This is a genomic window from Variovorax sp. 01T432 (assembly GCF_056398605.1).
The window spans coordinates 18,029-33,360 of record NZ_JBFTPS010000043.1 but is presented as its reverse complement, the minus strand read 5'-3'; the positions used below and the strand labels follow the sequence as shown (position 1 = coordinate 33,360).

The following is a 15,332-nucleotide window of genomic DNA, read 5'->3' as shown; positions in this document are numbered from 1 at the left end:
AGGCCTCGCAGGCCATTCAGGCTGTACGCTTGCCGCATGAACCCGACAGATCCCCTGGCCCCACCCGAACTCGCCTATTTCGCCGATCTCAAGGTGGAGGTCGGCCTTCCCCAAGTGCTGAGCCAGGGCCCACGCGGCCTGCGCCGGCTGGTGCCGATCACCGGAGGAGAGGCGCGCGGCGACGGCTGGACGGCACGCGTGCTGCCAGGCGGCACCGATTTCCAGCTGATCGTCAGCGACACGCTGTCCGAACTGGATGCCCGCTACGGACTGGAGACCGACGCCGGAGACCTGATCTACGTCCAGAACCACGCGGTTCGCGCTGCGCCCGCGGCGATCATGGCGAAATTGCTGCGCGGCGAGCCGGTGGATCCTGCGCAGATCTACTTCCGCTGCACCCCGCGATTCGAGACCGCCTCGCCGGCCCTGCGCTGGATCGGCGAGCGCATGTTCATCGGTGTCGGCGTGCGGCATCCATCGCAGGTCGTCATGCGCTTCTTCGCGCTGCTGTAACCGCCGGGAACGATTGCGCTCGCAAGAAAGTCAATGGATGTCGATCGATGACATTGCCAGCGCAATCAAGGAGCGCAACATGGAAGAGGATGGCGAGGTCAGGCGCTTCGTCTACCAAGGATGGGAGATCCGCATCTGCCTGACGCCGTCGGTCGGCGACCATGCCGGTGGTCATGCCGACCTCTGGCGCGACGCGGTCCACAAGTGCCGGGTCGCATTGTCCGGCCGTTACGCGGACGAGGTGCAGGCCTGCGATGCGCTGGAGCGCAAGGCCCGGGCGTGGGTGGACGACTGGCACTCCCGCGACCACACGGGCCAGACCGATTTTGCGGACCTCTAGCCCCCGGCTGCAAGCGCCGCGCGCACCTCAGCCGGCGATGCGTTGCCGCATCGCCTCGTAGAGGCATACGCCGCTCGCGACCGACACATTGAGGCTCTCGACCGCGCCCGCCATCGGAATGCTCACCAACTCATCGCAGGTCTTGCGCGTGAGTTGCCGCATCCCTTCGCCTTCCGCGCCCAGCACCAATGCCAGCGGACGCCTCAGGTCGCTCTGGTAGAGCGTGCGAGGTGCATCGTCGCTCGTGCCCACGCACCAGATGTTGCGTTCCTTGAGTTCGCCCATGGTGCGCGCGAGATTGGTCACCATGAAGTACGGCACCGTGTCGGCCGCGCCGCTGGCCACCTTGGCCACCGTGGCGTTGATCCCAGCCGCATGGTCTTTCGGTGCGATCACCGCATGCGCGCCCGCGCCGTCGGCCACACGCAGGCAGGCACCCAGGTTGTGCGGATCGGTGACACCGTCGAGCACCAGCAGCAGCGGCACCGTGCCGGCGGCCTCGAGGCCTTCCAGCAGCTCGTCGAGCGAATGGGTCTGTGCGATGGGCTCCACCCGCGCCGCGACGCCCTGGTGGCCGTGGCCTCCGCTGAGCTTGGCCAGGCGAAGGCCGTCGGCTTCCACCAGGCGGACGCCTGCATCCTGCGCACGCGCGATGAACTGCCGCATGCGCGCATCGCGTCGGGCGGGATCGTAGAGCACCTCGAGCACGGATTTCGGCGCGGTCTTGATTCGCACGCCCACGGCGTGAAAGCCGAAGATCACTTTGGGGGAAGACATGCGGGGATTATCGAGCCCTGTTCATGCGCCCGGCCCGGCGGGTACCAGGCGGCCGGCTTCGATCGTGATCCGATGCTCGCACCGCGACGCAATGCCACGGTCGTGGGTCACCAGCACGAGCGTCGTGCCGAGCTCACGGTTCAGGTCGAACATCAGCTTCATCACCTGCTCGCCGGTCGCGAAGTCGAGGCTGCCCGTGGGCTCGTCCGCCAGGAGCAGCGCCGGCTGGACGACGAAAGCGCGCGCGAGCGCCACGCGCTGCTGCTCGCCGCCCGAGAGCACCTTGGGATAATGGCCGAGCCGCTGGCCTAGACCGACGCGGCCGAGCATCTCGGTGGCCGACTTGCGCGCATCCCTGCGATCGGCCAGTTCCAGCGGCAGCATCACGTTCTCGAGCGCGCTCAGGTTGCCGAGCAACTGGAAGCTCTGGAACACAAAGCCGACCTTCTGGGCGCGCAATGCCGCGCGATCATCCTCGTCGAGCGCGAACAGGTCCTGGCCCGCGAGCTTCACCGTGCCGCGCGTGGGCGTGTCCAGGCCCGCGATGATCGACAGCAGCGTGCTCTTGCCCGAGCCCGAGGCGCCGACGATCGCGGCGGTCTCCTTCGCTCCCAGGGTGAAATCGATGTCCTGCAGAATGTCCAGGGTGCCGGTGGAGTCCGTGACTGACTTGAAAACATGCTCGACAGCAACAATTGCAGTGGATGGGCCATCGGATCGGATTGAGGACATTGAAAGGTTTCGCGGGATGAATCGACGCCACTTTATCTTGAGCGGCGCGCTGGCCGGCAGTGCGGGGTCATGGGTGGTCGCACAAGCACAGGCTTCGGCGGCCAGGGCACCCGTGATCCTGGTGGTCGGCGATTCGCTTTCCGCCGAGTACGGCCTCAAGCGCGGCGAGGGATGGGTACCCCTTCTGGAGAAGCGGCTGGCGCAACAGAAGATCCCGGCCACGGTGATCAACGCCAGCATCAGCGGCGACACCAGTGCTGGCGGCCGCTCCCGGCTCGCTGCCTTGCTTGCGCAGCACAAGCCGACCCACGTGGTGCTCGAGTTGGGCGCGAACGACGCGCTGCGCGGGCTTGCGCTCGCCAGCACCGAGGACAACCTGCTGCAGATGACCCGGGCCGCGCAGGCCGCTGGCGCGCAGGTGCTGATCATCGGCATCCAGGTGCCGCCCAACTACGGCGGCGACTACACGCGTCGCTTCGAAGCGGTCTTCACCAAGGTAGCGGAGACCGCGAAGGCCGCCGTGGTGCCCTTCCTGCTGAAGGGCATCGCGGATGCGCCCGATGCGGCGACGCTGTTCCAGGCCGACCGCATCCATCCCATTGCCGCCGCCCAGCCACGGATGCTGGACAACGTGTGGCCCGCATTGCGCAAGCTGCTGCCCAAGTAGGCGGCACACCCCGGAATGCCACGAGCAAGAAAGCCGCCGCGGGCCAGGGGCCTGCGGCGGCTTTCTTGCGGATCGGTGCCGGATCGGTCAGCCGTTCTTGGTCGGCAATTCGGGGACCGTGGGGGGATCGCGTTCCAGCGAGGCCACATCGGTTTCCGGATCGCCCGGCGCAAGACCGTCACTGCTGGGACTCAGCTTGCGGTGGGCTTTCTCCCGCAGCTTTTCTTCCTTCTTCTTCTTCTTTGCGAGTTCTTTCTGGCGCTTCTCGTAGCCGTAATTTGGTGTTGCCACTGCTTCTCCTTGAGGCGAGGCAGTCCCGGTGACTGCGCGTGCTTCGACTGTACGCGATATCCGAGGGGGCTCAGAGTGTTGAAAGGGCCTGTTGCAGGTCCGCGCGCAGGTCCTCCGTATCCTCCAGTCCGATGGAAAAACGCACCAGGGTGCCCCTGTGCGGCCATCGCGCGACGGCCGGATCGCGCATCAGGCCGATGTCATAGGGCACGACCAGGCTGATCGGCCCGCCCCAGGAGTAGCCGAGGCGAAAGAGCGTCAAGCTGTCGCAGAAACGATCGACTTGTTCCGCACTGTAACGAGCATGGAACACGATAGAGAAAATGCCGGCGGCCAGATCGGTCGCTCCGCACAGCCGGAGCCAGTTGGCGTGGCCCGGCGAGCCTTCGAGCGCGGGATGCAGCACCTGCGCGATCTCCTCGCAGCCTTCGAGCCAGCGGGCAAGTTCGCGCGCGCTGCGGTCGTGCGCCGCGTAGCGCAGCGCGATGCTGGGCAGCGAGCGCAGCAGGGTCTCGACGTCGCCGATCCCGATGCCGAAGCCCATGCGCATGTGCGTGAGCTTGATCGCGCGGTGCAGGCGCTCGTCCCGCGTGATCACACTCCCCATCAGCACGTCGCCGCCGCCGCTGGGGTACTTGGTCAGCGCATGGACGGACACGTCGGCGCCCTGCCCCGTTCCATTGAAATCGAAGGGCGCGAAGGCCAGGCCGGCGCCCCAGGTGTTGTCGAGCGCGGTGAGGATCCCGCGCGCGCGGCACAGGCCCACCAGCGCCGGCAGGTCGGGGAACTCCATGGTGACCGAGCCCGCCGCCTCCACCCAGACCAGCCTGGTGCGGTCGGACAATTTGGCCGCGAGATCGGCCGGGTTCATGGCGTCGTACAGCTTGTGGGTGATGCCGAAATTCGCCAGTTCGCCCGTGGCGAGGGCCTTGTTGGGCCCATAGGCGTTGTCGGGGATCAGGACCTCGTCGCCGGTCTTGAGCAGCGCGAAGGACACCAGCGAGATCGCGGCCAGTCCACTGGGCACGAGCAGGCACTCGGTGCCGCCTTCCAGCGTGGCGAGCCGCTCCTCCAGCGTGAAGGTCGTGGGCGTGCCGTGCAGGCCGTAGGTGTAGCCTGCCTTGGTTTTCCAGTCGCGCGCGCGCATGGCGGCGACGTCGGCGAAGAAGACCGTGGAGGCCTTGAACACGCCCGGCTGCGGGGACTCGAAGCGCGCGGGCGGAACGTAGGGATGGTGGATCAGGTCGGTGATGGGCTTGCGCATGCCGCCAATGCTAGTCGACCTCGCCGCTGGCGCAGGATCGCCTGGCCGGCGGTCAGACGGACCACTTCTCGAGAAGCCGTTCCGCGCCCATCGAGTCGTACCCTTCGAAGGGCTGGTGAATCCACGGATTGGTCGGCAGAAACTCGACCGAATAGTCCGGCGTGAAGGTTGACATCGCCTTGGTCCAGAGGACCGCGCTGCGCAGCTCTGTAATGGGCTTGTAGTTGCTCTTGAGCATCTCGACCACGGCATGCAGCGTATGGCCGGAATCGGCGAGGTCGTCGACCAGGAGCACCTTGCCCGCAATCTCGCCCTTGGGCGTGGTGATGAAGCGCGCGATGTCGAGATGGCCCTGGATCGTGCCGGCATCGGCGCGATACGAACTGGTCGACATGATCGCCAGGGGCTTGCTGAAGATGCGCGACAGCACATCGCCGGGCCGCATGCCGCCACGCGCGAGGCACAGGATGGTGTCGAACTCCCAGCCCGACTGGTAGACCTTGATCGCAAGCTTCTCGATCAGGTTGTGGTACTCGTCGTAGCTCACGTAGAGGTGTTTGCCGTCTTCGGTCAACATGGGCTCTTCTCCGTCAATTCAGGGTATGGATGACTTGTGCGGGGAACACTGCGCAACCGGCTGCGCCGGGCCGCCGGTGTTGCCCCCTGCAAGGCGGTTGGCGGCCACACGAAGTGTGGCCAGCGCGGGTGTCACTCGGCAAGATACGGATGGCGCATCATGATCGTATGGTCGCGGTCGGGGCTGGTGGAAACCATATGGATCGGTACGCCCGTGACCTGCTCGATACGCTGCAGGTACAGCCGAGCATTGACCGGCAGCTTGTCATATTGCGTGACACCCACCGTGCTCTCGCTCCATCCCGCGAGCACCTCGTAGACCGGCGTGCATCGCTCGATCTCGTCGGCGCCCATGGGCAGGATGTCGGTGTATTCGCCATCGAGCTGGTAGCCGGTGCACAGCTGCAGTTCCTCGAGACCGTCCAGCACGTCGAGCTTGGTAATGCAAAGACCGCTCAGGCCGTTGACCTGCGCCGAACGCTTCAGGAGCGCGGCGTCGAACCAGCCGCAACGGCGGCTGCGCCCCGTGGTGACGCCCTTCTCGGCGCCGACCGTGCTCAGGTGGTAGCCGACGGTGCCGGGCTTCTCCCAATCGAGTTCGGTCGGGAACGGCCCTCCGCCAACCCGCGTGCAGTAGGCCTTGGTGATCCCCAGCACGTAGTGCAGCATGCCCGGGCCGACGCCGGAACCGGCGGCCGCGTTCCCCGCCACGCAGTTGCTCGAAGTCACATAGGGATAGGTGCCGTGATCGACGTCGAGCAGGGTGCCCTGCGCACCTTCGAACAAGAGATTGGCGCCGGCGCGATGCGCGTCGTTGAGCTCGCGCGAGACATCGGCCATCATGGGCTTGAGCAGCTCGGCGTGGCGCATCGCCTCTTCGTAGACGGTGTCGAAGTCGATGGCCGGCGCGCTCAGCACCTGCGTGAGCACATGGTTGTGCAGGTCGAGCAGCACGCGCAGCTTGGTGGCGAAGCGATCGGGGTGCTTCAGATCCTGCACGCGCAGCGCGCGGCGTGCGATCTTGTCCTCGTAGGCCGGGCCGATGCCGCGGCCGGTGGTGCCGATCTTCTCGACCCCGCCCTTTTCGCGGTAGGTCTCGCGCGCGATGTCGAGCGCGGCGTGGAAGGGCAGGATCAGCGGGCAGGCCTCGCTGATGCGCAGGCGCGAACGCACTTCGACGCCAGCCTTCTCCAGCCCTTCGATCTCCTCGAACAACTTGGCGGCGGAGAGCACGACACCGTTGCCGATGTAGCACTTGACGCCAGGCCGCATGATGCCGCTGGGGATCAGGTGCAGCGCGGTCTTGACGCCGTTGATGACCAGCGTGTGGCCCGCGTTGTGGCCGCCCTGGAAGCGCACGACGCCCTGCGCGCTCTCGGTCAGCCAGTCGACCAGTTTGCCCTTGCCTTCGTCGCCCCATTGGGTGCCGACGACGACCACGTTTCTTCCGGTGGTAACGCTCATGATTTTTCGCTTTTCAAGATTCAGATGGCTTGCACGCGCCATTGGCTGCCGTGCCCGACGAGCTCACGGTCGCAATGGAACTCGTCGATTTCGCTGTCGTGGCCGGGCAGGACGCAGACCACGGTCTCGCCCTTGCCGCGCAGCTCGGCGATGGCCTTGTTGAGGCCCTCGTCATCGCTCCAGGGCGCCCGGATGGCAGCGCGCAGCGGTCTTGCCGGCAGCACGCCGACCAGTTCGCGCACGTCCAGACTGAAGCCCACCGCCGGTCGATTGCGGCCAAAGATGGCCCCGACTTCGTCATAGCGGCCGCCGCGCACCAATGCATCGCTGGCGCCGTCGGTGTAGATGCCGAAGCGCATGCCGCTGTAGTACGCGTAGCCGCGCATGTCGGCCAGGTCAAAGCTGACGCGGGCGCCTTCGAGCCGGGCGGCGAGCTGCTTCAGGCCCGCGAGCGCAGCGCGCACGCCCTCGGTGGCCGGCAAGGCCTTGGCGGCCTCGTCGAGGACCGAGGCGTCGCCGTACAGCTGCACGAGGGCAAGCAGGCCGTCGCGGGACGGCGCCGGGAAATCGACAGTGAGTTCGCGCAGCGTGCTGGCGTCCTTGGCCACCAGGGCGGCATGCACGCGGGCGAGCATGGCGGCATCGGCGGGCACGCCGGCGAAGAGCGACCGCACGATGCGGGCATCCGCGAGATCGACGATGACCGGGCCGCGCCCTTGCCCGGCCACACCGGCCGCACGAAGGCAGTCGAGCGCGAGGCGCAGGATCTCGATGTCGGCTTCGAGCCCCGCGTGACCGTAGATCTCGGCGCCGAACTGGAGGGGCTCGCGCGTCGCGTGCGGCCGGTCGGGCCGCGTATGCAGCACGGGGCCGCAGTAGCAGAGTCGAGCGACCCCCTGGCGATTGAGAAGATGCGCATCGATGCGCGCCACCTGCGGCGTGGTGTCGGCGCGCAAGCCCATGCTGCGCCCCGAAAGCTGGTCGACCAGCTTGAAGGTTTGCAGATCGAGTGCCTCGCCGGTGCCGGAAAGCAGGGATTCAAGGTGCTCGAGCATCGGCGGCATCACCAGCTCGTAGCCGTAGCCACGGGCAGTGTCGAGCAGCTGACGTCGAAGTTCTTCGATGTGGCGCGCCTCGGAAGGCAGCACATCGGCAATGTGATCCGGGAGGACCCAGGCGGACATGGGGATCGGGGGCGTGGTTAAACCGGGATTCTACCGGGCCAGCGTCAGTCCAAGATCCAGAGAAGTGCCAAGCCCAGAAGAATGCTACAAAGGCCGAAGAAACGCAGCTGCCCATCGCGCAGCTGCATGAGCTGTCCGAAGCCTCGTCGCCAGTTGCTCGGCGAGAGGAAAGGCAGGAGCCCCTCGATGACCAGGACGAGCGCCAGGGCGCTCCAGAAGGTGTCTGCGCTCACGCCGTCAAACGCCTCACCGACGTGGAGGTGCCGTCGCCGGGGCGGAGCCCGACCCTTGCATCGCGCGGAAGAAATCGGACGAGGGATCGAGCACCATCACGTCGCTCTTCTTGTTGAAGCTCTGCTTATAGGCGTCGAGGCTGCGATAGAACAGCGCGAACTGGGGGTCGCGGCCGAAGGCGCCGGCATAGATCGACGCCGCGCTCGCATCGCCCTCGCCCTTGATCTTCTGCGCATCGCGGTAGGCGTTGGCGACGATCACCTCGCGCTGGCGATCGGCATCGGCACGGATCTTCTCGCCTTCGGCGACGCCGGTCGAACGCAGCTCGTTGGCGACGCGCTTGCGCTCCGCCTCCATGCGCCGGTAGACCGATTCGGTGATCGCCTCGACGTAATCGACGCGCGTGATGCGCACATCGACCACATCGACGCCCCAGGGCTTGGCTCCCTTCACCACGGACAGCACCTCCCGCTGGACGTCGGCCATGAGCGCCTCGCGCCGCACCGAGATCAGATCGCGCACCGTCCGCTTGTTCACGTTCTCCTGGAACGCATTGCGCACCACGCGGTTGAGTTGCATGGCCCCCGCATTCTCGTCGAGGCCGACGTTGCGAATGTATTCCGAAGGATTGCTGATGCGCCAGCGCACATACCAGTCGACGACGACGCGCTGCTTCTCGGCCGTGAGCATGGGCTCGGGATCGAGACTGGAGAGCGTGAGCAGGCGCTTGTCGATGTAGGACACGTTCTGGAAAGGCGGCGGCAGCTTGAAGTTCAAGCCCGGCTCGGTGATCACTTCCTTGATCTGCCCGAGCGCGTAGACCACGCCGAACTGTCGCTGGTCGACCACGAAAAGCGTCGAGCTCAGCAGCGCAAGCACCACGAGGATCGACGATGCGATGAATCCGATTCTGTTCATATCAGGCCTCTCGCCGGGCCGTCCCAAGGGAGGCCTGCACCCTCTCGGAGGGCAGCGAACGAATGTGAGCTTGGGGGTACATGTTCTTCTTCCTCAGCGCACGTCGCGGTCGCGCGAACGGCCATCGCGCGCACGCGCGTCGCCGGGGTTGGGTGCCACCGGGATCACCGACGACTGCGAAGGCGCGGTACCCGCGACACTGGGGCTTGCGGCATCGACCGGCGTACCGGCCGCATTCTGGCCCGTCATCTGCATCAGCTTGTCGAGCGGCAGATAAAGCAGGTTCGAACCTTGCTTGGAATCGACCAGCACCTTCGTCGTGCTGCTGTAGATCTGCTGCATGGCGTCCACATACATGCGGTCGCGCGTGACCTGCGGCGCCTTCTGGTATTCGGCCAGGACCGAAGAGAAGCGCTGCGCATCACCCTGGGCCTGCGCGATGATCCGCGCCTTGTAGGCATCGGACTCTTCCTTGAGGCGCGACGCCGTGCCGGTGGCGCGAGGCACCACGTCGTTGGCATAGGCCTGCGCCTCGTTCTTGGTGCGCTCGCGCTCCTGGCCGGCCTTCAGCACGTCGTCGAAGGAAGCCTGGACCTGCTCGGGCGGACGCACGCCACCCTGCTGAAGGTTGATGCCCACGACTTCGACGCCCACCTTGTAGCGGTCGAGGATGGTCTGCATCAGCGCACGCACGCGCGGCGCGATCTGGTCGCGCTCCTCGGCCAGCGCGGCGTCCATCTTCATCTTACCGACCACTTCGCGCACGGCGGTCTCGGCGACCTGCACAACCGTGTCCGCGGGAGTCTTGCTCTCGTAGAGATAAGCGCGCGCGTCGCTCAAGCGGTACTGCACGGCGAACTTGATCTCGACGATGTTCTCGTCCTCGGTCAGCATGGCGGACTCGCGCAGGCCGGTGGAGCGCACGATGGTGTCGCGCCCCACGTCGGTGGATCGGATCTGCGTGACGACGACAAGCTCGTGGCGCTGGATGGGATACGGCAAGCGCCAGTTGAAGCCGGCGCCCACAGTGGCCTTGTAGCGGCCGAACTGGGTAATCACGGCCTGCTGGCCTTCGTTGACGATGAAGAAGCCGGTTCCCAGCCAGATCAGGACCGCGATCACGGCGATCACGCCCAGGCCGAAGCCCGCGTTCTTCATGTCGGGCTTGAGCCCACCGCCGCCCCCGTTGCCGCCGTTCGGACGGTCGCCGCCACCGCGGCCACCGCCGAACAGGCCGCCCAGTTTGCGATTGAAATCACGCCAGAGCTCGTCGAGGTCAGGCGGCCCCTGATTGGGACCTTGGCCGCGCGGACGGTTGTTGTTGCCGGACGGCGGCGGTGGCGGCTCGCTGTCGGGCCGGTTCGCGGCAGGACGATCGCTGTTCGGCGACGAATCGTCGCCGCGGCCCCATCGTCCGTCGTTCAGGTTGAACACGCCTTGAAAACGTCTCCACACTGGCTTTGCATTCATTCGGTTTTATTCTCTCGTCAGTGGAGGCATTGTGCCAATCAGTTGGCGGCATCGTGCAATTCGATGGCGGCTTCTGGGGTCATGTCCTCGACAGCCACCCGGGCACGCTGCGCGAGTTCGGCCCGCAGGGTCGCAATGCCCTCACCCGTCCGGGCACTTACGAAGATGCGGGCGACCTGCGTTCCGTCGACATCAATCTCGTCGCGCAGATGCAGGGGCCGCTGCGCGCTTTCAAGGGCGTCGAGCTTGTTGAAGACCAGAAGCTGGGGCACGGTGTCCGCGCCGATCTCCTTCAGCACCGCCTGAACCTCGGCCATCTGCTCGGGATGGTGAGGGTTGGACGCATCCACCACGTGCAGCAGCAGATCGGCATCGACCGCCTCCTGCAAGGTGGCCTTGAAGGCATCGATGAGGCCGTGCGGGAGGTCGCGGATGAAGCCGACCGTGTCGGAGATCGAGACCTTGCGGTTCGCCTCGCCGAGATAGAGATGCCGCGTGGTGGTGTCGAGCGTCGCGAACAACTGGTTGGCTGCATACGCGCGCGCCTTGACCAGCGCATTGAACAACGAGGTCTTGCCGGCGTTGGTGTAGCCGACCAGCGAGATGTTGAAGGTGTCACGCCGCTCGCGCTGGCGCCGCTGCGTGCCGCGCTGCCGCTGGACCTTGGCAAGCCTCTCGCGCGTACGCTTGATGGATTCGCCGATCATCCGGCGATCGAGCTCGATCTGTGTTTCGCCGGGCCCGCCACGCGTGCCGATGCCGCCACGCTGGCGTTCCAGGTGGGACCAGCGCCGCACGAGGCGGGTGCTGAGGTACTGCAGTCGGGCCAGTTCGACCTGCAACTTGCCCTCATGCGAGCGGGCGCGCTGAGCGAAGATCTCGAGAATCAGGAAGGTGCGGTCGTACACGGCAACCCCGAGCTGCCGCTCGAGGTTGCGCTGCTGCGCCGGGCTCAGCGACTGGTCGAAGACCACCTCGCTCGCGCGATGCAATTCAGCGAGTTCGCGAATCTCGTCGGCCTTGCCGCTTCCTACGAAGAACGCGGCATCGGGCGCCTTGCGCTTGCACACCAGGCGCGCGACCGGCTCAAGGCCCGCGGTCTGCGCGAGCAGGCCCAGTTCCTCGAGTTCACCGTCGAAATGGGGCAGCCCGAAATCGACACCGACGAGAACGACGGCGCCTTCCTGGCGGGGAATCAGTTCAGACAAGCGGATTCAGAATTGGAAAAAGCGCGGCGGCAGAACCGCCGCGCTCCGCGCCGTTCAAGCGGGAGCGACGTCGCTCTCGGCGGCCGAGAAGTTGACGGCCCGCCCTGGCACGATGGTGGAGATGGCATGCTTGTAAACCATCTGAGTCACTGTATTGCGAAGCAACACAACGTACTGATCGAAGGACTCGATCTGGCCTTGCAGCTTGATGCCGTTGACCAGATAGATCGAGACCGGCACGTGCTCACGACGCAAGGTGTTGAGGAAGGGGTCTTGCAGAAGTTGCCCTTTATTGCTCACGATATTCTCCGTGTTCAAGAGTAGTTGTTGGACTGGTCACCTTAACACAGCGCCTCCGCGCCTCGGCAACAAACCCCTATGGCCTTCGAAAAATAACGGCACCTAAAAGCAGGAACTTCGGGCGACCGCGAGGGTCATCGGCGGTCATCGGTGCCCAAGCCGCCGGGTGCAAAATGCCCCACCAAGGGGCGCTTCAGCCGTCCTTCTCCGCGTACGGATTGTGCGATGTCTTGAACTCGATGCGCAACGGCGTGCCGACGAGGTCGAACTCCTTGCGGAAGCGGCCCTCGAGGAATCGTTTGTAGGCCTCGGTGACGTGCTCGAGCGAATTGCCATGGATGACGATCACCGGCGGGTTCATGCCTCCTTGATGGGCATAGCGCATCTTGGGGCGGAACATGCCGGAGCGCTTGGGCGCCTGGAACTGCACCGCCTCCAGCAGCAGCCGCGTGAGGACCGGCGTCGACATCTTGCGCGTGGCAGATTTGTGCGCTTGCGCGATGGCCTGCCAGACCGGTCCCAGCCCCTGCCGCTTGATGGCCGAGATGAAGTGCAGCGAGGCAAACTTGAGGAAGGGTAGCCGCGTCTCGATCTGGCGCTGGATCTGCTCACGCTGGTAGCTGTCGACGGCATCCCATTTATTGATCGCGATCACCACCGCCCGGCCGCTTTCCAGGATGTAGCCGGCGATGTGGGCGTCCTGGTCGGTCACGCCCTGAGTCGCGTCGAGCAGCAACAGGACGACGTTGGCTGACTCGATGGCCTGGAGGGTCTTCACCACCGAGAACTTCTCGATGGCCTCGAAGACCTTGCCCCTGCGCCGCAGGCCGGCCGTGTCGATGAGTTCGAAGCGCTGGCCGTTGCGCTCGAAGGGCACCGTGATGGCATCGCGCGTGGTGCCGGGCAGGTCGAAGGCGACCAGGCGCTCCTCGCCGAGCCAGGTGTTGATGAGCGTCGACTTGCCGACATTGGGGCGCCCGGCGACCGCCAGCTTGATCGGCTTGTTGGGGTCTTCTTCCTCGTCCTCCTCCGGTTCCGGCAGGTTCAGCGGCGCGAGCGCGAGCTCGACCAGGCCGCGGATGCCCTGCCCGTGCGAGGCGGAAATGCCATGCACCTCACCGAAGCCGAGTTCGTAGAAGTCCACCAGGCGGGTGCCATCCTGCATGCCTTCGGCCTTGTTGGCCGCCAGCACGCAAGGCTTGCCGAGCCGACGCAACTCATTGGCGATGTCATGGTCCTGGGCGGAGAGGCCCTCGCGCGCATCGACCACGAAGATCACCACATCGGCCTCGGCCACGGCCTGGCGCGTCTGCTTGGCCATCTCCTTGAAGATGCCGCTGCCCGCGTCGGGCTCGAAGCCGCCGGTGTCGATCACGATGAACTCGTGCTTGCCCTGGCGGCCATTGCCGTAATGGCGGTCGCGGGTGAGTCCGGCGAAGTCGGCGACGATGGCGTCGCGGGTCTGCGTCAGGCGATTGAACAACGTCGACTTGCCGACGTTGGGACGCCCGACCAGCGCGATGACTGGCTTCATGGAAGGCGTCCTTTCACGTTTCTATTCAGGCCGATAGCCGAACACGCCGCCGTTGCGGGTGACGACCACGACTGTGTTGCCCGAAAGCACCGGTGTGGCTGCGATGGCCGAGCCATCGGGCGTGAGGCGGTTCAACGGCGAGCCGTCGTCGCGCGAGATCAGGTGCACCAGACCGGTGCCGTCACCAATGATCAGCGAGCGGCCGACCGCCAGAGGCGCGGTCAGGTCGCGGTACTTGAAGCGGTCGGTCTGCCATGCGCGTTCGCCGTCGCCGCGGCGCCAGGCGATGACGCTGCCATCGGATTCGGTGCCATAGACGAAGCGATCATCGCCGCTCACGCCGTCCGCACCCGAAGCTGGCTTGCTCCAGACCAGCGTGCCGCGCGAGGTGTCCACGCATCCGACCGTCGCGTAGTAGGCGCGGGCGCAAACGCTGTCACCGACGCGGCTCACGCTGCCGGTCAGGTCGACCAGACGCTCGACGTCGTTGGTTCCGCGCGGCGCGGCGATCGGGGACTCCCAGCGCGCGCTGCCGTTGGCCGGATTGATGCCGACAAGCCGGCCACCCACGCCGGTGACCAGCGTGTCACCGACTGCGATCAACACGCCCGGCCGCCTCAGCACGAGGTTTTCGGCGGTGCGCTGCTGCGACCAGAGCCGGCGACCGCTCTGGCCGTCCCAGGCGCCGGTCGTGCGGTCCGCGGCCTGCACGAATACGCGGCGCCCGGCCACCAGCGGCGCCGTGTAGGTCTCCGCCGTGAGCCGCTGCTTCCACAGGACCTTGCCGGCTTGCAGGGCGACGAGTTCGCTGTTGGCCGTGACGACCGCCACCAGGGACCCGTCGCTGCCCACACCGGCCACCAAGGGGGCACCGGCGCTCGCACGCCAGGTTTCCTGCCCGGAGCGCGCGTCGATCATGACCACCGTTCCGTCGGTACCCGCAACGACCACCGTGTCGCCGCTGACGTTGGTCGTCAGCGGGAAGCTCACCTTGGGAATGCGGATGCTCCAGGCCTGGCGGACGCCGAGCAGCGCCTCATTGGCTGGCAGTTCGGCCGGCTTCGGCTTGGGCGTGCCCGAGCAGGCCGCGAGCGCGGCGACCAGAACCAGTGCGGCGCCAGCCCGCAGGGCCGGAAATGACGGCGCGAAGCGGATGAAGTTCATGGTGTGGTCTTGGCTGGGGATACGGTGACGCCAGCTGCCGGCGTCAGACTCTGCGGATCGACGCCGACGGCGTTGAGCTTGATCTCGACCAGGCGACGGTAGTCGGTGCGCGGCTCGAAGGCCGCCCAGGCCTTCTGGTATGCGGCCCTGGCCTCGTCCCGCTTGCCCTGCGCCAGATAGACGTCACCCCTGCGGTCGGCCACCAGCGCTTCGAATTCCTTGGGAAATTCGCCAGAGAGCTGCTTGAGCGCTTCGTCATAGGACTTGGAATCGAGCAGTTCCGCCGCCAGCCGCAGCTTCGCCACGGCCTGGTAGCCGGGATCGACGGCATGCTCGGCCACCCATGCGAGCGCCGCGCGCGAGGCGTCGGCATTGCCCTTGTCGTGCAGGGTCTTGGCGGCCAGCAGGCCGGCCTGCTGGGCGTAGACGGTGCCGGAGAACCTGTCCTTCATGTCGGCCAGCGCGCGCTCGATGCGGGTGGCGTCGCCCGCCTGGGCGCTACGCTCGACCTCGTCATAGAGGGCCGAAGCCTGCGCAGCCTTGTTGCGCTGCAGATACTGCCAGCCGTTCCAGGCCACGAAGGCGCCGGCCGCCAGCAACACCGCCCACGTGATCAGGTTGCCGTAGGTGTTCCAGAAATGCTTGAGCTGGTCGAGCTGTTCCTGTTCTTCGAGATCGAGATGGGTTGCCATGCGC

Annotated in this window: 18 protein-coding genes; 3 read left to right on the top strand and 15 right to left on the bottom strand. The window is 66.2% G+C overall.

The genetic code is table 11. From position 1 onward, the window contains the following. Positions 1-36 precede the first annotated feature (36 nt). Positions 37-513, top strand: a complete 477-nt coding sequence (locus AC1DNF_RS26140; protein ID WP_478151559.1) for a DUF3237 domain-containing protein — start codon at positions 37-39, stop codon at positions 511-513. A 37-nt stretch (positions 514-550) separates the two neighbouring features. Continuing rightward, a complete protein-coding gene (locus AC1DNF_RS26135; protein ID WP_478151558.1) occupies positions 551-853 on the top strand; it encodes a hypothetical protein in 303 nt (100 codons plus the stop codon). Between the two features lie 27 nt (positions 854-880). Here the strand turns inward: AC1DNF_RS26135 and rlmB are convergent, their stop codons facing one another. Next, complete coding sequence (rlmB, locus tag AC1DNF_RS26130; RefSeq protein WP_478151557.1) at positions 881-1,630, bottom strand: 23S rRNA (guanosine(2251)-2'-O)-methyltransferase RlmB; 750 nt, start codon at positions 1,628-1,630, stop codon at positions 881-883. Positions 1,631-1,651: 21 nt separating this feature from the next. Then, positions 1,652-2,362, bottom strand: a complete 711-nt coding sequence (locus AC1DNF_RS26125; protein WP_478151556.1) for an ABC transporter ATP-binding protein — start codon at positions 2,360-2,362, stop codon at positions 1,652-1,654. Between the two features lie 16 nt (positions 2,363-2,378). Here AC1DNF_RS26125 and AC1DNF_RS26120 point away from each other — a divergent pair, with 16 nt between their 5' ends. Next, positions 2,379-3,029, top strand: coding sequence for an arylesterase (locus tag AC1DNF_RS26120; protein ID WP_478151555.1), 651 nt, complete (start codon positions 2,379-2,381; stop codon positions 3,027-3,029). Positions 3,030-3,116: 87 nt separating this feature from the next. On the opposite strand, the gene AC1DNF_RS26115 is transcribed toward AC1DNF_RS26120, so the two are convergent. The 13 genes from AC1DNF_RS26115 to AC1DNF_RS26055 all read right to left on the bottom strand — a co-directional run bounded on the left by AC1DNF_RS26115 (position 3,117) and on the right by AC1DNF_RS26055 (position 15,328). Further along, complete coding sequence (locus AC1DNF_RS26115) at positions 3,117-3,320, bottom strand: hypothetical protein (protein ID WP_478151554.1); 204 nt, start codon at positions 3,318-3,320, stop codon at positions 3,117-3,119. A gap of 70 nt (positions 3,321-3,390) precedes the next feature. Further along, positions 3,391-4,584, bottom strand: a complete 1,194-nt coding sequence (locus AC1DNF_RS26110) for a PLP-dependent transferase (RefSeq protein WP_478151553.1) — start codon at positions 4,582-4,584, stop codon at positions 3,391-3,393. A 52-nt stretch (positions 4,585-4,636) separates the two neighbouring features. Further along, positions 4,637-5,161 (bottom strand): phosphoribosyltransferase, encoded by a 525-nt coding sequence (locus AC1DNF_RS26105; RefSeq protein WP_478151552.1) that lies wholly within the window; start codon positions 5,159-5,161, stop codon positions 4,637-4,639. Between the two features lie 131 nt (positions 5,162-5,292). After that, positions 5,293-6,624, bottom strand: coding sequence for an adenylosuccinate synthase (locus AC1DNF_RS26100; protein ID WP_478151551.1), 1,332 nt, complete (start codon positions 6,622-6,624; stop codon positions 5,293-5,295). 20 nt (positions 6,625-6,644) lie between these two features. Beyond that, positions 6,645-7,808 (bottom strand): ATP phosphoribosyltransferase regulatory subunit, encoded by a 1,164-nt coding sequence (locus AC1DNF_RS26095; protein ID WP_478151550.1) that lies wholly within the window; start codon positions 7,806-7,808, stop codon positions 6,645-6,647. A gap of 44 nt (positions 7,809-7,852) precedes the next feature. Then, positions 7,853-8,041: a DUF2065 domain-containing protein gene (locus AC1DNF_RS26090; RefSeq protein ID WP_478151549.1), complete on the bottom strand. Its 189-nt coding sequence runs from the start codon at positions 8,039-8,041 to the stop codon at positions 7,853-7,855. Between the two features lie 13 nt (positions 8,042-8,054). Further along, positions 8,055-8,960, bottom strand: coding sequence for a protease modulator HflC (gene hflC, locus AC1DNF_RS26085; RefSeq protein WP_478151548.1), 906 nt, complete (start codon positions 8,958-8,960; stop codon positions 8,055-8,057). A gap of 93 nt (positions 8,961-9,053) precedes the next feature. Continuing rightward, positions 9,054-10,394 carry an FtsH protease activity modulator HflK gene (gene hflK / locus AC1DNF_RS26080; protein WP_478151591.1) on the bottom strand — a complete coding sequence of 447 codons (1,341 nt, stop codon included), beginning with the start codon at positions 10,392-10,394 and terminating at the stop codon, positions 9,054-9,056. 74 nt (positions 10,395-10,468) lie between these two features. Continuing rightward, a complete protein-coding gene (gene hflX, locus AC1DNF_RS26075) occupies positions 10,469-11,638 on the bottom strand; it encodes a GTPase HflX (RefSeq protein WP_478151547.1) in 1,170 nt (389 codons plus the stop codon). Between the two features lie 54 nt (positions 11,639-11,692). Continuing rightward, positions 11,693-11,938 (bottom strand): RNA chaperone Hfq, encoded by a 246-nt coding sequence (hfq, locus tag AC1DNF_RS26070; RefSeq protein ID WP_478151546.1) that lies wholly within the window; start codon positions 11,936-11,938, stop codon positions 11,693-11,695. 193 nt (positions 11,939-12,131) lie between these two features. Then, entirely contained in the window at positions 12,132-13,472 is a 1,341-nt protein-coding gene (gene der, locus AC1DNF_RS26065; RefSeq protein ID WP_478151545.1) for a ribosome biogenesis GTPase Der, read from the bottom strand. Positions 13,473-13,493: 21 nt separating this feature from the next. Beyond that, a complete protein-coding gene (gene bamB, locus AC1DNF_RS26060; protein ID WP_478151544.1) occupies positions 13,494-14,636 on the bottom strand; it encodes an outer membrane protein assembly factor BamB in 1,143 nt (380 codons plus the stop codon). Then, positions 14,633-15,328: a YfgM family protein gene (locus AC1DNF_RS26055; protein WP_478151543.1), complete on the bottom strand. Its 696-nt coding sequence runs from the start codon at positions 15,326-15,328 to the stop codon at positions 14,633-14,635. Before AC1DNF_RS26055 ends, bamB begins: the two co-directional genes overlap by 4 nt. Positions 15,329-15,332 lie beyond the last annotated feature (4 nt).

Excerpts from the sequence above, each read along its gene's own strand:
- AC1DNF_RS26140 (WP_478151559.1), top strand. The coding sequence starts at position 37 with ATGAACCCGACAGATCCCCTGGCCCCACCCGAACTCGCCTATTTCGCC.
- AC1DNF_RS26105 (WP_478151552.1), bottom strand. The coding sequence starts at position 5,161 with ATGTTGACCGAAGACGGCAAACACCTCTACGTGAGCTACGACGAGTAC.
- der (WP_478151545.1), bottom strand. The coding sequence starts at position 13,472 with ATGAAGCCAGTCATCGCGCTGGTCGGGCGTCCCAACGTCGGCAAGTCG.
- rlmB (WP_478151557.1), bottom strand. The coding sequence starts at position 1,630 with ATGTCTTCCCCCAAAGTGATCTTCGGCTTTCACGCCGTGGGCGTGCGA.
- AC1DNF_RS26125 (WP_478151556.1), bottom strand. The coding sequence starts at position 2,362 with ATGTCCTCAATCCGATCCGATGGCCCATCCACTGCAATTGTTGCTGTC.
- AC1DNF_RS26120 (WP_478151555.1), top strand. The coding sequence starts at position 2,379 with ATGAATCGACGCCACTTTATCTTGAGCGGCGCGCTGGCCGGCAGTGCG.
- AC1DNF_RS26095 (WP_478151550.1), bottom strand. The coding sequence starts at position 7,808 with ATGTCCGCCTGGGTCCTCCCGGATCACATTGCCGATGTGCTGCCTTCC.
- AC1DNF_RS26135 (WP_478151558.1), top strand. The coding sequence starts at position 551 with ATGTCGATCGATGACATTGCCAGCGCAATCAAGGAGCGCAACATGGAA.
- AC1DNF_RS26055 (WP_478151543.1), bottom strand. The coding sequence starts at position 15,328 with ATGGCAACCCATCTCGATCTCGAAGAACAGGAACAGCTCGACCAGCTC.
- bamB (WP_478151544.1), bottom strand. The coding sequence starts at position 14,636 with ATGAACTTCATCCGCTTCGCGCCGTCATTTCCGGCCCTGCGGGCTGGC.
- AC1DNF_RS26110 (WP_478151553.1), bottom strand. The coding sequence starts at position 4,584 with ATGCGCAAGCCCATCACCGACCTGATCCACCATCCCTACGTTCCGCCC.
- hflC (WP_478151548.1), bottom strand. The coding sequence starts at position 8,960 with ATGAACAGAATCGGATTCATCGCATCGTCGATCCTCGTGGTGCTTGCG.
- AC1DNF_RS26100 (WP_478151551.1), bottom strand. The coding sequence starts at position 6,624 with ATGAGCGTTACCACCGGAAGAAACGTGGTCGTCGTCGGCACCCAATGG.